The 14,850-nt window shown below is 72.4% G+C and carries 16 protein-coding genes; 9 read left to right on the top strand and 7 right to left on the bottom strand.

Translation table 11 applies throughout. The features are described 5' to 3' along the window. On the top strand, positions 1–519 hold a 519-nt coding region (locus M3N57_11150; protein ID MDP9023224.1), incomplete at its 5' end, for a glycosyltransferase family 2 protein. Positions 520–528: 9 nt separating this feature from the next. Here M3N57_11150 and M3N57_11145 read toward each other — a convergent pair. Beyond that, complete coding sequence (locus M3N57_11145) at positions 529–1,617, bottom strand: ABC transporter ATP-binding protein (protein MDP9023223.1); 1,089 nt, start codon at positions 1,615–1,617, stop codon at positions 529–531. Between the two features lie 168 nt (positions 1,618–1,785). Between M3N57_11145 and M3N57_11140 the strand changes: the two genes are divergently transcribed. Both M3N57_11140 and M3N57_11135 read left to right on the top strand, forming a co-directional pair. Continuing rightward, positions 1,786–2,031 (top strand): PGPGW domain-containing protein, encoded by a 246-nt coding sequence (locus M3N57_11140; protein MDP9023222.1) that lies wholly within the window; start codon positions 1,786–1,788, stop codon positions 2,029–2,031. Between the two features lie 95 nt (positions 2,032–2,126). Next, the gene (locus tag M3N57_11135) at positions 2,127–3,155 is read left to right on the top strand and encodes an aminotransferase class I/II-fold pyridoxal phosphate-dependent enzyme (GenBank protein MDP9023221.1); all 1,029 of its coding nucleotides are present in this window, start codon (positions 2,127–2,129) and stop codon (positions 3,153–3,155) included. 2 nt (positions 3,156–3,157) lie between these two features. Here the strand turns inward: M3N57_11135 and glpK are convergent, their stop codons facing one another. Together glpK and M3N57_11125 are read right to left on the bottom strand one after the other, a co-directional pair. Then, positions 3,158–4,660 (bottom strand): glycerol kinase GlpK, encoded by a 1,503-nt coding sequence (gene glpK, locus M3N57_11130; protein ID MDP9023220.1) that lies wholly within the window; start codon positions 4,658–4,660, stop codon positions 3,158–3,160. A gap of 36 nt (positions 4,661–4,696) precedes the next feature. Next, on the bottom strand, positions 4,697–5,617 hold the full coding sequence (locus M3N57_11125) for a hydroxymethylglutaryl-CoA lyase (GenBank protein ID MDP9023219.1): 921 nt from the start codon (positions 5,615–5,617) through the stop codon (positions 4,697–4,699). Between the two features lie 257 nt (positions 5,618–5,874). On the opposite strand from M3N57_11125, the gene M3N57_11120 reads away from it, so the two are divergent. Next, positions 5,875–6,813 carry a mechanosensitive ion channel family protein gene (locus tag M3N57_11120; GenBank protein ID MDP9023218.1) on the top strand — a complete coding sequence of 313 codons (939 nt, stop codon included), beginning with the start codon at positions 5,875–5,877 and terminating at the stop codon, positions 6,811–6,813. Between the two features lie 85 nt (positions 6,814–6,898). Here M3N57_11120 and M3N57_11115 read toward each other — a convergent pair whose 3' ends face one another. The 3 genes from M3N57_11115 to M3N57_11105 form a co-directional block, all read right to left on the bottom strand. After that, on the bottom strand, positions 6,899–7,357 hold the full coding sequence (locus M3N57_11115; protein MDP9023217.1) for a GatB/YqeY domain-containing protein: 459 nt from the start codon (positions 7,355–7,357) through the stop codon (positions 6,899–6,901). A 186-nt stretch (positions 7,358–7,543) separates the two neighbouring features. Next, complete coding sequence (locus tag M3N57_11110; protein ID MDP9023216.1) at positions 7,544–8,131, bottom strand: hypothetical protein; 588 nt, start codon at positions 8,129–8,131, stop codon at positions 7,544–7,546. 290 nt (positions 8,132–8,421) lie between these two features. Then, entirely contained in the window at positions 8,422–8,781 is a 360-nt protein-coding gene (locus M3N57_11105; GenBank protein ID MDP9023215.1) for a hypothetical protein, read from the bottom strand. Between the two features lie 204 nt (positions 8,782–8,985). Between M3N57_11105 and M3N57_11100 the strand changes: the two genes are divergently transcribed. The 5 genes from M3N57_11100 to M3N57_11080 all read left to right on the top strand — a co-directional run bounded on the left by M3N57_11100 (position 8,986) and on the right by M3N57_11080 (position 13,880). Further along, a complete protein-coding gene (locus tag M3N57_11100; GenBank protein MDP9023214.1) occupies positions 8,986–10,089 on the top strand; it encodes a saccharopine dehydrogenase NADP-binding domain-containing protein in 1,104 nt (367 codons plus the stop codon). Continuing rightward, entirely contained in the window at positions 10,086–10,523 is a 438-nt protein-coding gene (locus M3N57_11095) for an HIT family protein (GenBank protein ID MDP9023213.1), read from the top strand. The genes M3N57_11100 and M3N57_11095 overlap by 4 nt, the downstream gene beginning before the upstream one ends. A 137-nt stretch (positions 10,524–10,660) precedes the next feature. Further along, on the top strand, positions 10,661–11,170 hold the full coding sequence (locus M3N57_11090; GenBank protein MDP9023212.1) for a hypothetical protein: 510 nt from the start codon (positions 10,661–10,663) through the stop codon (positions 11,168–11,170). 116 nt (positions 11,171–11,286) lie between these two features. Next, a complete protein-coding gene (locus tag M3N57_11085) occupies positions 11,287–13,470 on the top strand; it encodes an AAA family ATPase (protein ID MDP9023211.1) in 2,184 nt (727 codons plus the stop codon). Then, entirely contained in the window at positions 13,467–13,880 is a 414-nt protein-coding gene (locus M3N57_11080) for an HIT family protein (GenBank protein MDP9023210.1), read from the top strand. Before M3N57_11085 ends, M3N57_11080 begins: the two co-directional genes overlap by 4 nt. A gap of 25 nt (positions 13,881–13,905) precedes the next feature. Here M3N57_11080 and M3N57_11075 read toward each other — a convergent pair. Next, positions 13,906–14,850, bottom strand: a 945-nt coding sequence (locus tag M3N57_11075) for a flippase-like domain-containing protein (GenBank protein ID MDP9023209.1), incomplete at its 5' end; no start/stop codon positions are given.

Genomic DNA, 14,850 nt, shown 5'->3' with positions numbered 1-14,850 from the left:
GCCGTGGTGCGCTTCGCCGCCAACCGTGGGCTCGGCGCGGCGGTGCGGCGGGGGTTGGCCGAGGCCGTCGACCGCGAGGCGGCCGCCGTGGCGTTCTGCGACGCCGACGGCGAGTACGCCCCCGAGGAACTCGAGGCGCTGGTCGCCCCGATCCTCGACGGCACCGCCGACTACGTCGTCGGGACGCGCTTCGGTGGCCGCATCCAGCGCATGCTCCCGCACCGCCGCGTCGGCAACCTCGTGCTCACGGCGCTGCTGCGGATCGTCTCCCGCCACCCGGTGAGCGACGGGCAGAGCGGCTACCGGGCGTTGTCGCCGGCCGCAGCGGCCGCAGCGGAGATCGTCCACGACTTCAACTACGCCCAGGTCCTCACCCTCGACCTGCTGGCCAAGGGGTACCGGTACGCCGAGGTCCCGATCAGCTACCGCTTCCGGGAGACCGGCGAGTCGTTCATCCGCCTCGGGCGGTACCTGCGCGCAGTGGTCCCCGCCGTCTACCGGGAGCTGAACACCGCCTGATCGCGGCGCTCACGCCTCCGAGCCCAGCGCGACCACCGGACCGCGCACGTCGACGTCGACCCGGTCGCCGGGACGGAAACGTGGGTCGGGTCCCAGCCGTGACCGCAGCGACGTCCCGTCCGCCAGCCGCAGCTGCACCAGCTGGTCGTGTCCGAAGTACGACACAGCCTGGACGTGTGCACGACCCGCGCTGTTCGCGGTCAGTCTCAGCGCCTCGGGGCGGAGCACCACCTCGACGCTCGACGCCGGCACCGGCCCGACCGTGGCCACCATCCCGAGGGGGGTCGCGACGCGGTAGCGGCCGACCCGCTCGGCGGGGACCACGTCCGCGTCCCCGACGAACGTCGCGACGAAGCGGTCGGCGGGGCGGGTGTACAGGGTGTGAGGGTCGGCCACCTGGTGGATGCACCCCGCACCCATCACCGCGACCTCGTCGGCCAGCGACAGCGCTTCCTCCTGGTCGTGGGTCACGAACACCGCGGTCGCGCCGGCGTCCTTGAGGATGCGTCGCACGTCCGCGCGGACCGCCGCGCGCAGTGCTGCGTCGAGGTTGGAGAACGGCTCATCCAGCAGGACCACCTCCGGGCGGGGCGCCAGTGCACGCGCGAGCGCGACACGCTGTTGCTGGCCTCCCGACAGCGCGGACGGGAGGCGTTGCTCGAGGCCGGTGAGGCCGACCAGGTCGACCACCTCAGCGATCCGGTCGCGGCGCTGCTGCCGCGGCCAGCGATGCAACCCGTACGCGACGTTGCCCGCGACGGTCAGGTGCGGGAACAGCGCGTGGTCCTGGAACACCATCCCGACCTTGCGACGCTCGGGGGGCACCGATCGTGCGGGCGTGGCGACCACGTCGCCGTCCAGCTCGATGTGCCCGGCGTCGGGTTGCTCGAACCCGGCGATCAGCCGGAGCGTCGTGGTCTTCCCACACCCGGATGGCCCCAGCAGCGCGGTGATGCAGCCGCGCCCGACCTTCAGGTCGAGTCCCCGCACCGCGGCCACGTCCCCGAACGAGCGGCTGACGTCGATGCACGACACCGCCGGCGGTGCCGTTGCCGCGTCGTCGGTGGCCGCCGGGGCGAGGCCGGTGGAGGTCTCCATCGAAGGTAAGGCTACCCTTCATATCGGGGCTGCGGGCCGGTCGATCCCAGCGATGGGCGCGACGTCGTCGGCGGACGACCGAGGAGGGATCGTGTCCGACGCGGAACAGGAGACGGACGACGAGGTCGGGTCCGCGAGCTCGTCCTGCGTGAAGGCAAGCGCGTCGCCGTGAGCATCGTCGGTTCCGTGGTCCTGGTGGCGGGCATCGCGATGATCGTCCTGCCGGGTCCCGCGATCCTCGCGATCCCCGCGGGCCTGGCCATCCTGGCCACGCAGTTCCGATGGGCGAGGAAGGTCCTGGACGAGGTGTGGGCCCGCCTGCCGGGACGCGACGACGCCGACGGCGAGGGCGATCGGCGCGGCAGCCACCGCCAGACCGGTGCGTTCGGCGGCGGCACCGACGTCCAAGGGTGAGCGACGACCGGCCGACGTCGACAGGTCGCTCAGCGCGGCCTGTCACGGTGGCGTCGGCAGCGGCGGTCGGCCCGCCGCCGGGCATGCAGGTGCGGTTGTCATCGAACGAGTCGCCGTTCGGGCCGTCGCCCGCGGTGGTCGACGTCCTCACCGCCCACGCCGGCGACGCCAACCGGTACCCCGACGACCAGAGCGCCGAACTGCGCGCCGTCATCGCCCGCCACGAAGGCCTGGGCGTCGAGCAGGTGGCGGTCGGGAACGGTTCGGCTGCGCTGCTGATGGACCTGATCGCGCACGAGGCGCGCCGCACCGACCGGGGGAGCAACGCCGGGTCGGTCCTGGCCTACGACCGGGCGTTCATCGTCTACCGGCTCGGTGCGCAGGTCGCCGGCGCCCGGTTCGACGAGGCCCCTCTGGGTGACGGCTTCGCCCGGACGCCCGACGCGCTCATCGACCGTCTCCGCCCCGACACGCGGATCGTCACGATCGACAACCCCGCCAACCCGACCGGTGCCCACCTGGACGGCGACCAGCTCCGCGCGGTGATCGACGCCGTCCCGGCCGACGTCACCGTCGTGGTCGACGAGGCCTACCATCAGTTCGCGCGCGACGACCGCGGGTACGTCCCCGTCGCTGACCTCGACGTCGACCATCCCCGCCTGGTCACACTGCGCACCTTCTCCAAGGCGTACGCGCTCGCAGGCTTGCGGGTCGGCTACCTCCTCGGCTCCCGCGACCTGGTCGCCGCGGTGGACACCGCACGGGTCAGGTTCAACGTCAACGCGCTGGCGCAGGCGGCAGCCGTCGCGGCGCTCGGCGACGACGGACACGTGCAGCGCACCGTCGCCGGCACCGTCGCGGGGCGGCGGCGCCTCGCCGCGGGGTTGACGGAGCTCGAGATCCCGTTCGTCGACGGGCTGGGCAACTTCGTCCTGGTCGACCTCGGCGAGCCGGCCGGGCCGGTGGTCGCGGCGTACGCCGACCACGGTGTCGGGGTCCGGACGCTGGCGCCCTACCGCCTCGACCACCACATCCGCGTCACCGTCGGCACGCCACACGAACTCGACGTGTTCCTCGACGTCTCCCGTGAGGTGCTGGCCGACGTCGCGTCACGTCGCCGCTGACGTCACTCCGCGCGGGCCCAGTCGCGAGCGCGGTCGACGGCCTGCTGCCAGCGGGCGTGCAGGGCCTCACGCTGGTCGGCGCCCATGGCGGGCTCGTACCGGGTCTCCACCGTCCAACGCTCCGCCAGCTCGTCCTTCCCCGACCACACCCCGGTCGCCAGCCCGGCCAGGTAGGCCGAGCCCAACGCGGTCGTCTCGGTGATCCGAGGGATCACCACCGGCACACCGAGGATGTCGGCTTGGAACTGCATCAACCACCGGTTGGCCACCGCGCCGCCGTCGGCGCGGAGCTCCTCCAGGGCGATCCCGGTCTCTTGCGTCATGGACACCACCACGTCGCGCGTCTGGTAGGCGATGCTCTCCAGCGTGGCGCGGACCAGGTGCGCCCGGCTCGTGCCGCGTGTCAGGCCCACCACCGTTCCGCGGGCGTAGGGGTCCCAGTGTGGGGCGCCGAGCCCGGTGAGTGCCGGCACGAGGTACACGTCGTCGTTGCTGTCGACGCTGGCCGCGAGCTCCTCGGTCTCGCCGGCGTCGTCGATGATGCGCAACTCGTCACGCAGCCACTGCACCGCCGAGCCCGTGACGAAGATCGCACCCTCCAGCGCGTACTCGACCGGTTCGTCGCCGATGCCCCACGCGATCGTGGCCAGCGGCCCACGCGTGACCCGTTCCACCTCGGTTCCCTGATTCATCAGGACGAACGAACCGGTCCCGTAGGTGTTCTTGGCCAGGCCCTGCTCGTAGCAGGCCTGCGCGAACAGCGCAGCTTGCTGATCCCCGGCGATCCCCGCGACCGGGATCCCGTCGGTGAGCAGCGCCCCGTTGGCGGTCTCCGCCAGCTGCCCCGAACTGGCCACGACCTCAGGCAGGACCGCGTGGGGGATCGCGAGGTGTTCGAGGAGTTCGCCGTCCCAGTGCCGCTGGTAGATGTCGTACAGCAGCGTCCGCGAGGCGTTGGTGTAGTCAGTGACGTGGCTGCGGCCGCCGCTGAGCTTCCACACCAGCCACGAATCGATCGTGCCGAAGCAGACCTCACCGGCCTCCGCTCGTTCCCGCAAGCCCTCCACGTGCTCGAGCAGCCACGCGACCTTGGTCCCCGAGAAGTAGGCGTCGATGACCAGGCCGGTGCGGTGGCGGACCGGGTCCTGCAGCCCCTCGGCCTTCAACCGGTCGCACAGCCCCGCGGTGCGGCGGTCTTGCCACACGATCGCGTTGTGGACCGGCTGACCCGTGGCACGGTCCCACAGGACGGTCGTCTCGCGCTGGTTGGTGATCCCGATGGCGGCGACGTCCGCGGCGTCGAGCCCGGCGGCGTCGACCGCCTGCTCGGCGACCCGGCGGCTGACGTCCCAGATCTCTTCCGGATCGTGCTCGACCCAGCCGGGCCTGGGGTAGTGCTGCTGGAACTCCGAGTACGCCTGGCCGGCCACGTCCGCGTCTGGGGTGACCACCAGTGCCTTGGTACCCGTTGTGCCCTGGTCGATCGCCAGGATGTGGCTGCCCACGTCTCGCTCCTCGTCGGGGTGCGTCCCGCGCGCAGGCTACGGGTGCTTGGCTGCGGCCAGACGGCGTTGGGCCAGGATGGCCTGGGCGGCCCGCGACGCTGGTGGACGACGCAGCTGCGACGCCATCCAGGCGGTGGTGTCCACCAGAGCGTCGAGATCCACCCCGGTGTCGATCCCGCTGCGTTCGAGCGCGTACACCAGGTCCTCGGTGGCGAGGTTGCCCGCCGCGCCCGGTGCGTACGGGCACCCGCCCAACCCACCGGCTGAGGTGTCGGCGGCCGTGACGCCGGCGTCGAACGCCGCCAAGGTGTTGGCCAGGCCCTGCCCGAACGTGTCGTGCATGTGCACCGCCAGCCGGTCGAGCGTCACATGGCGCCGCATGGTGTCCAGGAGCCTGCGCACCTCGGCGGGCGTCCCGACGCCGATGGTGTCGCCCAGGCTGACCTCCGCGCAGCCCAGCTCGAACAGCGCCACGGTGACGCGGACCACGTCGGTGGTGGGCACCGCGCCCTGGTAGGGGCATCCCAGGACGGTGGACACGGAGCCGCGTGCGCGCAGTCCCGCCTGCGATGCCCGCTGGAGCACGGGGGCGATCATCTCCAGGCTCTCGTCGACCGTCCGGTCGAGGTTCGCCTTGCAGAACGCGTCGCTGGCGGCCGTGAGCACCACGATCTCGTCCGCCCCGCCGGCCAGCGCGTCATCGAACCCCCGCTCGTTGGGGACGACCGCCGGGTAACGGACGTCGGGCAGGCGCCGGATCGCGGCCATGACCTCCGCTGCGTCCGCCAGCTGCGGCACCCGCTCGGACTGCACGAACGAGGTCGCCTCGATGACCTCGAGCCCGCACCGGGCGAGCCGCTCGATGAACTCGACCTTCACGGCGGTGGGGACCGTCGCGGGCTCGTTCTGCAGACCGTCGCGCGGCCCCACCTCCACGATCGTGACGCGGTCCGGCAGCCTCATCCCCCGTCGCCCTCCATGTCACGTCGGGCGATCTCGCCGCGGTTGGCGAGCAGCACCCTCCGGAACACACCACCTCCCGCAGCGGTGTTGGGCCGGCCAGGCTAGGACAGTCGCTCGCGCGCGGGTCACCGTGACGCCGCGGTGCGCCGCGACACCCGAACGGACGGGCGCTGCACGCCCCGGAGGGTCCCAGGCCGCGACACTCGTGAACGTGGGGCGTGCACGGCCACAGCTGGGTCGTGCCGCCGAACGTGAACGTCCCTGACCACGTCGACGGAGACCCGATGGTCCTGGCCCAGACACCGCCCGCCGATCCGGGTTCGGTGTCGCCCAGCCGACAGATCCTGCAGACGATCACCGACGCGACGCAGACCTTCTTCGCACTGCTGCCGAAGTTCGTGCTCGCCGTCGTCGTCCTCGCGATCTTCGTCCTCGTCGGTCGGCTGGTGCGCTCGCGGATGCGGCCGCGGCTGGCCGGTGCACGCACCCCCAGCTTCGGGCGGGTGTTCTCGACGCTGGCGTACGTCGGGATCGTGCTGCTCGGGCTGGCCGTTGCGCTCCCGATCGCGTTCCCGTCGCTCAGCGTCGCATCGGTCCTGGGGGGTCTGGGTCTCCTCGGCGTCGCAGCCGGGTTCGCGTTCCAGGACATCTTGAGCAACCTGCTGGCCGGGATCCTGCTGATCTTCCGTCAGCCGTTCGTCAGCGGAGACCAGATCGAGGTGGGCGACATCCGCGGCACCGTGGAAGGCATCACCATCCGCGAGACCCGCATCCGCACGTTCGACGGGCGGTTGGTCGTCGTTCCCAACGCCGACGTCTACACCAGCGCGATCGAGATCCAGACCGACGCCGACGCCGTTCGCAGCACGTTCGCGACCGGTGTCGCGTACGGGACCGATCTCGCCCACGCGCGACAGGTCGCGCTCGACACCCTGCGTGGTGTCGACGGCGTCCTCGACGACCCGGCACCGCACGGCTACTACGTCGAGCACGGCGCGTCGTCGATCGGGCTGGAGCTGCGGTACTGGACCGGGTCGCACCAGGGCGAGGTCCGCCGGGTCCAGGATCAGGTGGCGGAAGCGATCCACGATGCCTTCGAAGACGCCGACATCGACATCCCGTTCGACATCGTCACCTTGGACGCGGGCGAGAGCTTCGCGGAGGTGATGCGGTCGCGCGAGCAGGAGTGACCGGCCGGCGCTCCGGCCCGCGTGGAGGGCCGCCGGCCGTGGCCAGCCGCGATCAGCGGCCGGTGCTTCCCCGACGACCGCACGATCAGCCCGACAGGCGCGACCTGACGATGGTGGAGACGCGTGCGCCGTCGGCGCGGGTGCCGACCTGGGGCATCACCACGCCCATGACCTTGCCGATGTCTCGGGACGTGTCGGCCCCCACCTCGGCGATGGCCGCGTCGACGAGGGTGCGCAGCTCCTCGTCGCCGAGCGGCTCCGGCAGGTACTCGCGGTAGATGTCGGCCTCGGCGTCCTCGGCGACCGCACGATCCTGCCGGCCCGCGTCACGGTAGGTCTGCGCGGCCTCGCGGCGACGCTTGACCTCGCGCTGCAGCAGCTGCTCGACCACGTCGTCGGGGAGCTGGCCCTGCGGTCCCCCACCGGCGTCGACCGCTGCGTTCTTCATCTCGGCGACCAGCATCCGAAGGGCGCTGACCCGCTGGCGGTCGCGGGCCTTCATCGCCGCCGTGAGGTCCGAGTGGATGCGTTGCTGGAGGGACACGGGCACTCCTGGATCGCACAGGAGCGTAGCCACGCATCTGCCGCGAACCGACCGTGGGCCGCGACAACCACCGTGGGCGAACAGCAGACCGCCCTCTCCGCGGGGGAGAGGGCGGTCTGGGGCACCGCGCGGGTGCCGGGGCGAGGCGGGGCGGGGATCGCCTCACCGGGGGAGGCTCGTGGCTGCCTAGCTGTCCTGCTCGTCGGTCTTCGAGCCGGTCACGGCCTCGACCACGGCGTCGGCCGTCTTCTGCACTGACGTCACCGCGGCCTTGGTCTGCGACCGGGCGGTCTGGGCCTGGTCGCGGCCTGCCGCGGCACCGGCCTCGACGCTGCGGCGGGCGGTCCGGCGCACGGAGGTGACGGCGGCCTTCACCTGGCTGCGGGCGTTGCCGGCCTGATCGACGACGTTGCGCACTCGGCGGTCCTTGAGCAGGTCGTCGGCGAGGGTCCGACCCTCGGCGGCCTTCTCGTCGAAGCGGGACTCGAGCCGGTTGCGCAGATCACGCACGCGCTTCTCGAGGTCCGTGCGGGTGCGCTTGGCGTCGGTGCTGCGGATGCGACCCGGGAGCGTCCGGGCGGCCGTCACCGCTTCGCCGGCGAGCTGGGCGGCGTTATTGGCCAGCCCCGCGAAGACGTAGGCGGTGTCGACGGCGATCACCTTCGGGTCACGTTCGTGGACGGGCACGCTCGTCAGGCGACCTGACGTGCGCTTGGTGGTGTTGGCCTTGGCGGCGTGCTTGGCGGTCTGCTTGGTCTGGGTCTGAGTCGCCATGCGTTGCTCTCCGATCTGGTCTGATGGTGGGCTTGCGGGAACGTGGTCAGGGGACGGCCACCGGCGGGACCGGGATGGCTGGCCCACACCGGGCCGCTCCCGACGACGCTCGACCGACTCTCGGTCGGCGTCTCGCTCCCCAGTTAACCCCATGTCGCTAACTATTGCAAGCGCACGGCGCTCTTGTGGCGCTGTCGAACGCAGATACGGGGAGATCTCGAGCATCCCGGGGGACGTGCCAGGAGCGTGGAAGGCGAAGAACGGCTCCGCTGCGTACTGACGTTAGCACCTCATCGAGGTGGTGTCACATCCCGACCGCAACTGGCCTGGTGCATCGCGACCAACTCATGGAGGACGGCCATCACCGGACCCATCGCCAGGGGGAAGGCACGCTCGGCCCGCCGTGCCAGGTCGCGGTACCAGTCCGGCTGGGCGGTCGCCGAGGCATCGCTGACCAGGATGTCCGCGACGCGGCGCCCGACCGGAACCAGGGTGGCGTTCACCCCGGCGAGCGTGTAGCCGAGCGCCTCCAGGTCGCTCCGCGCATCGATCAAGCCGGCGTCGCTGACGCTGATCGACGCGTCGTGGCCGTCCGGGACGGGCGGGAGCGCCGCCACCCAACCGTCCGCGACCACGGGGATACGCAACAACGTGGCTTCGGTCGGGACACTCGACGCGCAGCGAGTTCGCATGCCGGCCTTCCACGCGCGGGGCTGGGATGGTGGCATCCCCGGGCCGCCGAGTCACGTACGTGAAGCCAGACGCGGGCGCCGATCGCGACCCGCACCCCCGGAACGTCCACGCAGGTCCGTCAACTACGGTCGCTCGGACGCTGCCGTCCAAGGCGAGGAGGCGTGGCGCAGGTCGGTCTACTCGGCGCCAGCGGCTACACGGGTCGCTTGGTGGCCCACGCGCTCGACCGCCGCCGGGTGAACCTGATCGCTGCGGCGCGTGACGCGGGTCGCGTGCAGCGAGCTGTTGGCCACCTACCAGCCGTGACCGAGGTCCGCGCCGTGGACGTCACCGATCGAGACAGCCTCGGCGAGCTGCTCGCAGGGGTCGACGTGGTCGTCAGCACCGTCGGACCGTTCGTCGACCTGGGACCGCCGGCGCTGGACGCCGCGATCCGCGCTGGTGTGGACTACGTCGATAGCACCGGAGAGCAGCCGTTCCTGCGGTGGGCGTTCGACGAGCGTGCCACGGCGGCTGCTCGCGCCGGCATCACCGCCGTGCCCGCGTGCGGGTTCGACTACGTGCCCGGTGATCTCCTGGCCGACGTCGCAGCGACCCAGGTCGAGACGGCCCGCGACGTACACGTCGCCTACCTCGTACGCGGCTCCGGTGGGTGGGCGTCACGCGGAACTCGACGCACCGGGGTCCGCGCGCTCGCCGCCCCCGGGTACGCCTACGTCGACGGCCTTGAGTTGGAAGAACCGGGGCAGGTCCGGCGCCTGGCCTGGTTCCCGCGTCCGATCGGTCCCCACCACGTGGCCGGTTTCCCTGGCGGCGAACCCGTCCTCGTCCCGAGGCATGTCCCGTACGCACGGGAGGTCAGGTCGTACGTGGCCATCCCCGGTGTGGTCGCCGACCTGGCGCCCCTGGGCAAGCGGCTGTTGGGGTGGGCGCCTGCTCGGGCGCTGCTCGACCGTCTGTTGGCGGCCGGTCCGGAAGGTCCTTCCCCTGCTCGGCGGCGACAGACGCGCTGGGCGTGTGCGGCCGAGGTGGTGGGCGCCAACGGAGATGTCGCGCGGGCGTGGGCGCACGGGCGCGACGTCTACGGCTTCACGGCGGAGGCGATCGCCACGGTCGTCGCACGGCTGGTGGCCGGTGACGCGCACGCACACGGGGTGGTCGCTCCGGCCGAGGCGTTCGAAGCCGCTGACCTGCTCGACGAGCTGGCGGCCGTCGCCGGGATCCGCTGGTCGGTCCTCCCTCCCGCACCGCTGGCCGGTCCGTGAGCCGCGAGTGCGCGTTCTGTCGCATCGTCGCCGGTGAGGCCGACGCCCACACGGTGCTGGATCAACCGCACGTGGTGGCGTTCCTCGACCGACGTCCGCTGTTCCCCGGCCACGTCCTCGTGGTTCCCCGCCAGCATCGCCGCACGCTGGTGGACCTCCCGTCGGCCCGGCTCGGTGACCTCTTCGGGGCGGTGCAGAGGCTGGCCGCCGCGGTGCCCGCCGCGGTCGACGCCGCCGGCACGTTCGTGGCGATCAACAACCGGGTCAGTCAGAGCGTGCCGCACCTGCACGTCCACGTCGTGCCACGCACACCCAAGGACGGGCTGCGCGGGTTCTTCTGGCCGCGCCACGCGTACGACTCTGACGAGCACGCGGCGCAGGTGGCCGCCGCGATCCGAGACACGCTGGACCGTCAGGCCGACACCGCGTCGTAGACGATCAGCCGACCCCGACCGTGCGCGGATCCGGACCACTGGACGGAAGGTGCACCCCAGCGGCCAGCGTCGTGCGGTCCCGGGCTCTACGGTCAGTTGCAACAACGTCACACGCCGCACCGACACAAGGAGCCACCGTGAGATCCCGCGGAACCGCGCAGAAGATGCGCAAACGCGTCCAGGAGCGGATCGGATCCGACCCCACCGCAACCGAACGGCTCGTCGACAAGGTGACACCCACCAAGAGCCGCACCGAGAAGCTCACCGAGACCGTCGACGACCGCCTCGAGCCCGCCCGTGAAGCCGCATCGGAGCGGCTCGAACCCGCTGCTCAACGCATGCAGGAATCCCTGGCCAACGCCCGTCAGAGCCTGGCGGAGGCGACGCAGGAAGCCCAGCGCGCTGCGGAACTCTTCGCCGAACGCACGCGTGCCACGGCCGAGCGGGTCGGGGATTTCGTCGACGAGCACGTCGACGAGGAGACCGTACGGACCTGGGGTCCGCGGATGACCTTCGCCTTGGTCGGGTTGACCATCGGGTTCCTGCTGGGATGGCTGGTCGCTCGCCCACGCCGCGACGACGAGCACTGGGACGAGCGTGAGCAAGGGCTCGCGCAGGCTCCCGTCAAGGCGGTCAGCAGCCGGTAGCCGGCCGCGCGACCACGCACCCGACCGTTCACGGCAGCGTGAACGCGTGACACGGTGAAGCGTCCGGCGGCTGCACATGTGGCACGCTCCGTCCCTGCACCATGCGGAGGGGCGCTGTGCCACAGCTGTTCGCCGGCGATGAGCTGATCGGCGAGGTGCTCGGCGTCTACCACGCTGACCCTGCGACCGGCTTCGGCGTCGTCGAGTTGTGCGTCGAACCGCGTGGCGACGCAGGCGGTGCGCGTTGCGCTGGACCGCTCGCCGACCTGGTCGAGGGCCAGACCGTGCGACTGGTCGGGAGCTGGCAGCACCATCCGCGGTTCGGGCGGACCTTCGAGGCGACCTACTACGAACAGACCGTCCCGACCACGGTCGCGGGGTTGCGGGCGTTCCTCCTGACCGGGCGGTTCCCCGGCGTGGGACCCCGGACCGTCGATCGGATCGTGGCGGCGTTCGGACCCTCGGCCGGGTCGGTGATCGAGCGCGAGCCGCACCGGCTGGTGGCCGAGGCGGGGATCCGCTCCGACCTGGCCGAGGCGATCCACGCCCGTTGGCAGCAGGGCGCCGCGCTGGCAGCGCTCGTCCGGCTGGTCGAGCCGGCAGGGTTGCCCTACGACGCGGTGCGGTCGGTGTTCGCCCGGTTGGGCGTGGACGCCGCCGAGGTCGTCCGCCGCGATCCGTACGCAGTGCTGGACGCCGACCGGTGCCGTTTCGCGCACGCCGACGCGCTCGGCCGCCATCTGGGCGTGGATCGCCTCGACCCACGACGTCTGGCGGCGGCAGCCCGCGCCGCGCACGCCGCTGCACGCCACCGTGACGGGCACCAGTACCTGACGCGTGAGCAGTGCCTGCAGGAGGCGGCCCGCCTGGCGCAGGTCGACATGGACGCAGCCGACGATGGGCTGACGCTGGCCGTGGCGGGCGGTGAGCTCACCGTCGAGGAGATCAGCGTCGACGGGGGCCTGATCCAAGCGGTGTACACCTCCGCCGGTCTGGCGTCCGAACAGGCACTGGCCGACGACCTGGCCCGTCTACACACGACCGGCCGCGCCCGCTTGCGACCGCACCGCGGAGCGATCGACCCGTCGCCGGAGCTCACGGCCGGCCAAACCGCGGCCGTCCGGTTGGTGTCCGACGCGCCGGTCACCGTCCTGACCGGCGGACCCGGTACCGGCAAGACGCGCACCGTCCAGGAGGTGGTCGCCGCCGCCGAGGCCGCCAGCCTCAACGTCGCCCTGTGCGCGCCGACCGGCAGGGCCGCCAAACGCCTGGAGGAGTTGGTCGGCCGCCCCGCCACCACCGTGCACCGCCTGCTGGATGCGCGTCCCATGAGCTCCGACGACGGCCACGGCCGGGGTTTCGCGTTCCGCTACGGGGCGGGGGAGCGGCTGCCGCACGATCTGGTCGTCTGCGACGAGGTGTCTATGTGTGATACGTGGCTGGCGGCGTCGCTGGCGGCTGCGGTCGACGACGGGGCGCATCTCCTGCTGGTGGGCGATCCCGACCAGCTGCCCCCGGTCGGCACCGGTGATGTCGTCCGGGACCTGCTGCGTGCCCAGCTCGTGCCGTCGGTCACGCTGACCGAGGTTCACCGCCAGGCCGCCACCAGTCGGATCGTGTCGCTGGCCACCGAGGTCAACGCCGGAGCCCTCGGACAGCTCCGCGCCGTCGACGGCGACGTGATCGTCGCGGAGGAGCCGAGGCGGGCGCGGATCGTGCCACGCGTCGTCGAGGCGGTCGCCAACCGCATGCCGGCCTACTTCGGGGTCGAGGTCGGTGACATCCAGGTGATCGCGCCGGTGTACCGCGGCGACGCTGGCGTGGACGCGCTGAACGCGGCGTTGAAGGCGGCTCTGAACCCGAGCCGCGGCGCGGCCGTGGCGGGGTTCCGCGCCGGCGACCGGGTGATGCAGACGCGCAACGACGCTGAGCTGGACGTCTCGAACGGCGACATCGGGTACGTGGTCGACGTCGACCCGCGTCGCGAGCAGCTGCGGGTGACCTTCCCCCGAGGGGACGTCACCTACGACCGCTCCCAGGCCCGCGACCTGACCGACGCGTGGGCGATCACCGTGCACAAGGCGCAGGGTGGCGAGTGGCCGGTGGTGGTGTTCGTCTGTGACCGATCCCACCGGGCGATGCTGTGGCGCAACCTGGCCTACACGGCCATCACCCGGGCGCAGCAGGCGCTGGTGGTGGTCGGCCAGGGCGCAGCGCTCGCGGCCGCAGCCGCCCACGACCGGCCGCGGAACCGGCAGACGGCGCTGGACGTCCGGCTGCGACGAGCGGTGCAGCCATGAGCGGGGATTGCACGTTCTGCGCCATCGTCGCTGGTGATCAACCCCACCACCGGGTCCGCGAGGATGCCGACACCGTGGCGTTCCTCGACGTCCACCCCGCGACGCGCGGGCACACGCTGGTCGTGCCCCGGCGTCACGTCCGTGACCTGTGGGACGCCGACCAGGACGTCGCCGCTCGGGTGATGCGCGCGGGATGGGTCGTCGCGCGGCTGGCCCGTGACCGGCTGGGAGCCGATGGCGTCAACCTGTTCCAGGCCACCGGCGAGGTCGCCTTCCAGTCGGAGTTCCACCTGCACCTGCACGTGGTCCCTCGGTACGACCGCGAGGAGCTCGTCCGACCGTGGAGCCCGTTGCTCCGCGCCGATGACGACGAGCTCGGTGCGGTCGCTGACGTGCTCCGCGGCGGCTGAGGGGGGCGGCGGTGCGGCCAGGAGCTCAACCGGCCGGCGCTGGTCCTCGCAGCACCCTGGCGATCCCCACCAGCAGCAGTTCGGCCACGATCTCCAAGAGTCGCACGGCCGCGACCAGCACGAGGGTGGCGTCGGCGCCCAGCGCCGGGGCCAACACCAGCGTCGTGGCGCCCTCGCGCGCGCCGATCCCCCCCGGCGCGAACACCACGAGCCCTCCAGCGAGGTGACCGACGGCGTACGCCCCGACGGCCTGCAACCCGATCCGGGCCGGGTCGCCACCCACCGCGGTGAGCAGCACTAGGAACGCGGCCAACCTCACCGCGCTGTTGGCCAGGTACAGCGCGGCGACCCGCGCGAGGCGGGCGCGGGAGACCTCGACCCGCTCGTCGAGGCGCTGCAGGCGTCCCCGCGTCACCCACCGGCCCAGGCGCGTGTCGAGCAGACGTGACAGGCCGCGCAGCACCGCGTGGGGGTGGGTGAGGGTCGCGGCGAGCACCAGGAACGGCAGGGCTCCGATCGCCGCCAGCCACCGTGCCCGCACCAGCGGGAGCCACCAGGGCAGCGTCGCCAGGGACAGTGCGGAGCTGACCGACAGGTAGAAGGTCAGCTCCAGCAAGGTGCTGACCGCCCCGGCGGTGGCCGTCAGCCCGTAGCGGCGGGCCACGACGCCGCGGCCGGCCACCTGCCCCAGCGTGACCGTGTACCGCGCGAGTTGCGACACCGACCAGATCCACACGGCGGTGCGCGCGGGCGGACGCGGCGCGCCCAACGACACCAGCTCCCGCCAGTTCAGCGCCAGCAGCGTGTTCCCGACCAGGTAGGCCCCCACAGCCACCGCCGCCGGTTCCAAGCCGGGGATCCCGCCGGCCTCCCCGACGGCCTGCCACCGGGAACGGGCGACGGCCGCGGCGACCGCCAGCAGTCCCAGCGACGCGGCCCACCCCAGCGCCCGCCGCCCACGGCGCTGTGG

The sequence above is a fragment of the Actinomycetota bacterium genome (genome assembly GCA_030776725.1).
In the GTDB taxonomy this organism is placed as follows: domain Bacteria; phylum Actinomycetota; class Nitriliruptoria; order Nitriliruptorales; family JAHWKO01; genus JAHWKW01.
Note: the sequence above shows the minus strand (reverse complement) of the source record. Positions and strands in the feature narration are given on the sequence as shown.

What these genes read in the sequence shown, in the direction of transcription:
- M3N57_11145 (MDP9023223.1), bottom strand. Translation starts at nt 1,617, where the DNA reads ATGGAGACCTCCACCGGCCTCGCCCCGGCGGCCACCGACGACGCGGCA.
- M3N57_11110 (MDP9023216.1), bottom strand. Translation starts at nt 8,131, where the DNA reads ATGGCGACTCAGACCCAGACCAAGCAGACCGCCAAGCACGCCGCCAAG.
- M3N57_11080 (MDP9023210.1), top strand. Translation starts at nt 13,467, where the DNA reads ATGAGCGGGGATTGCACGTTCTGCGCCATCGTCGCTGGTGATCAACCC.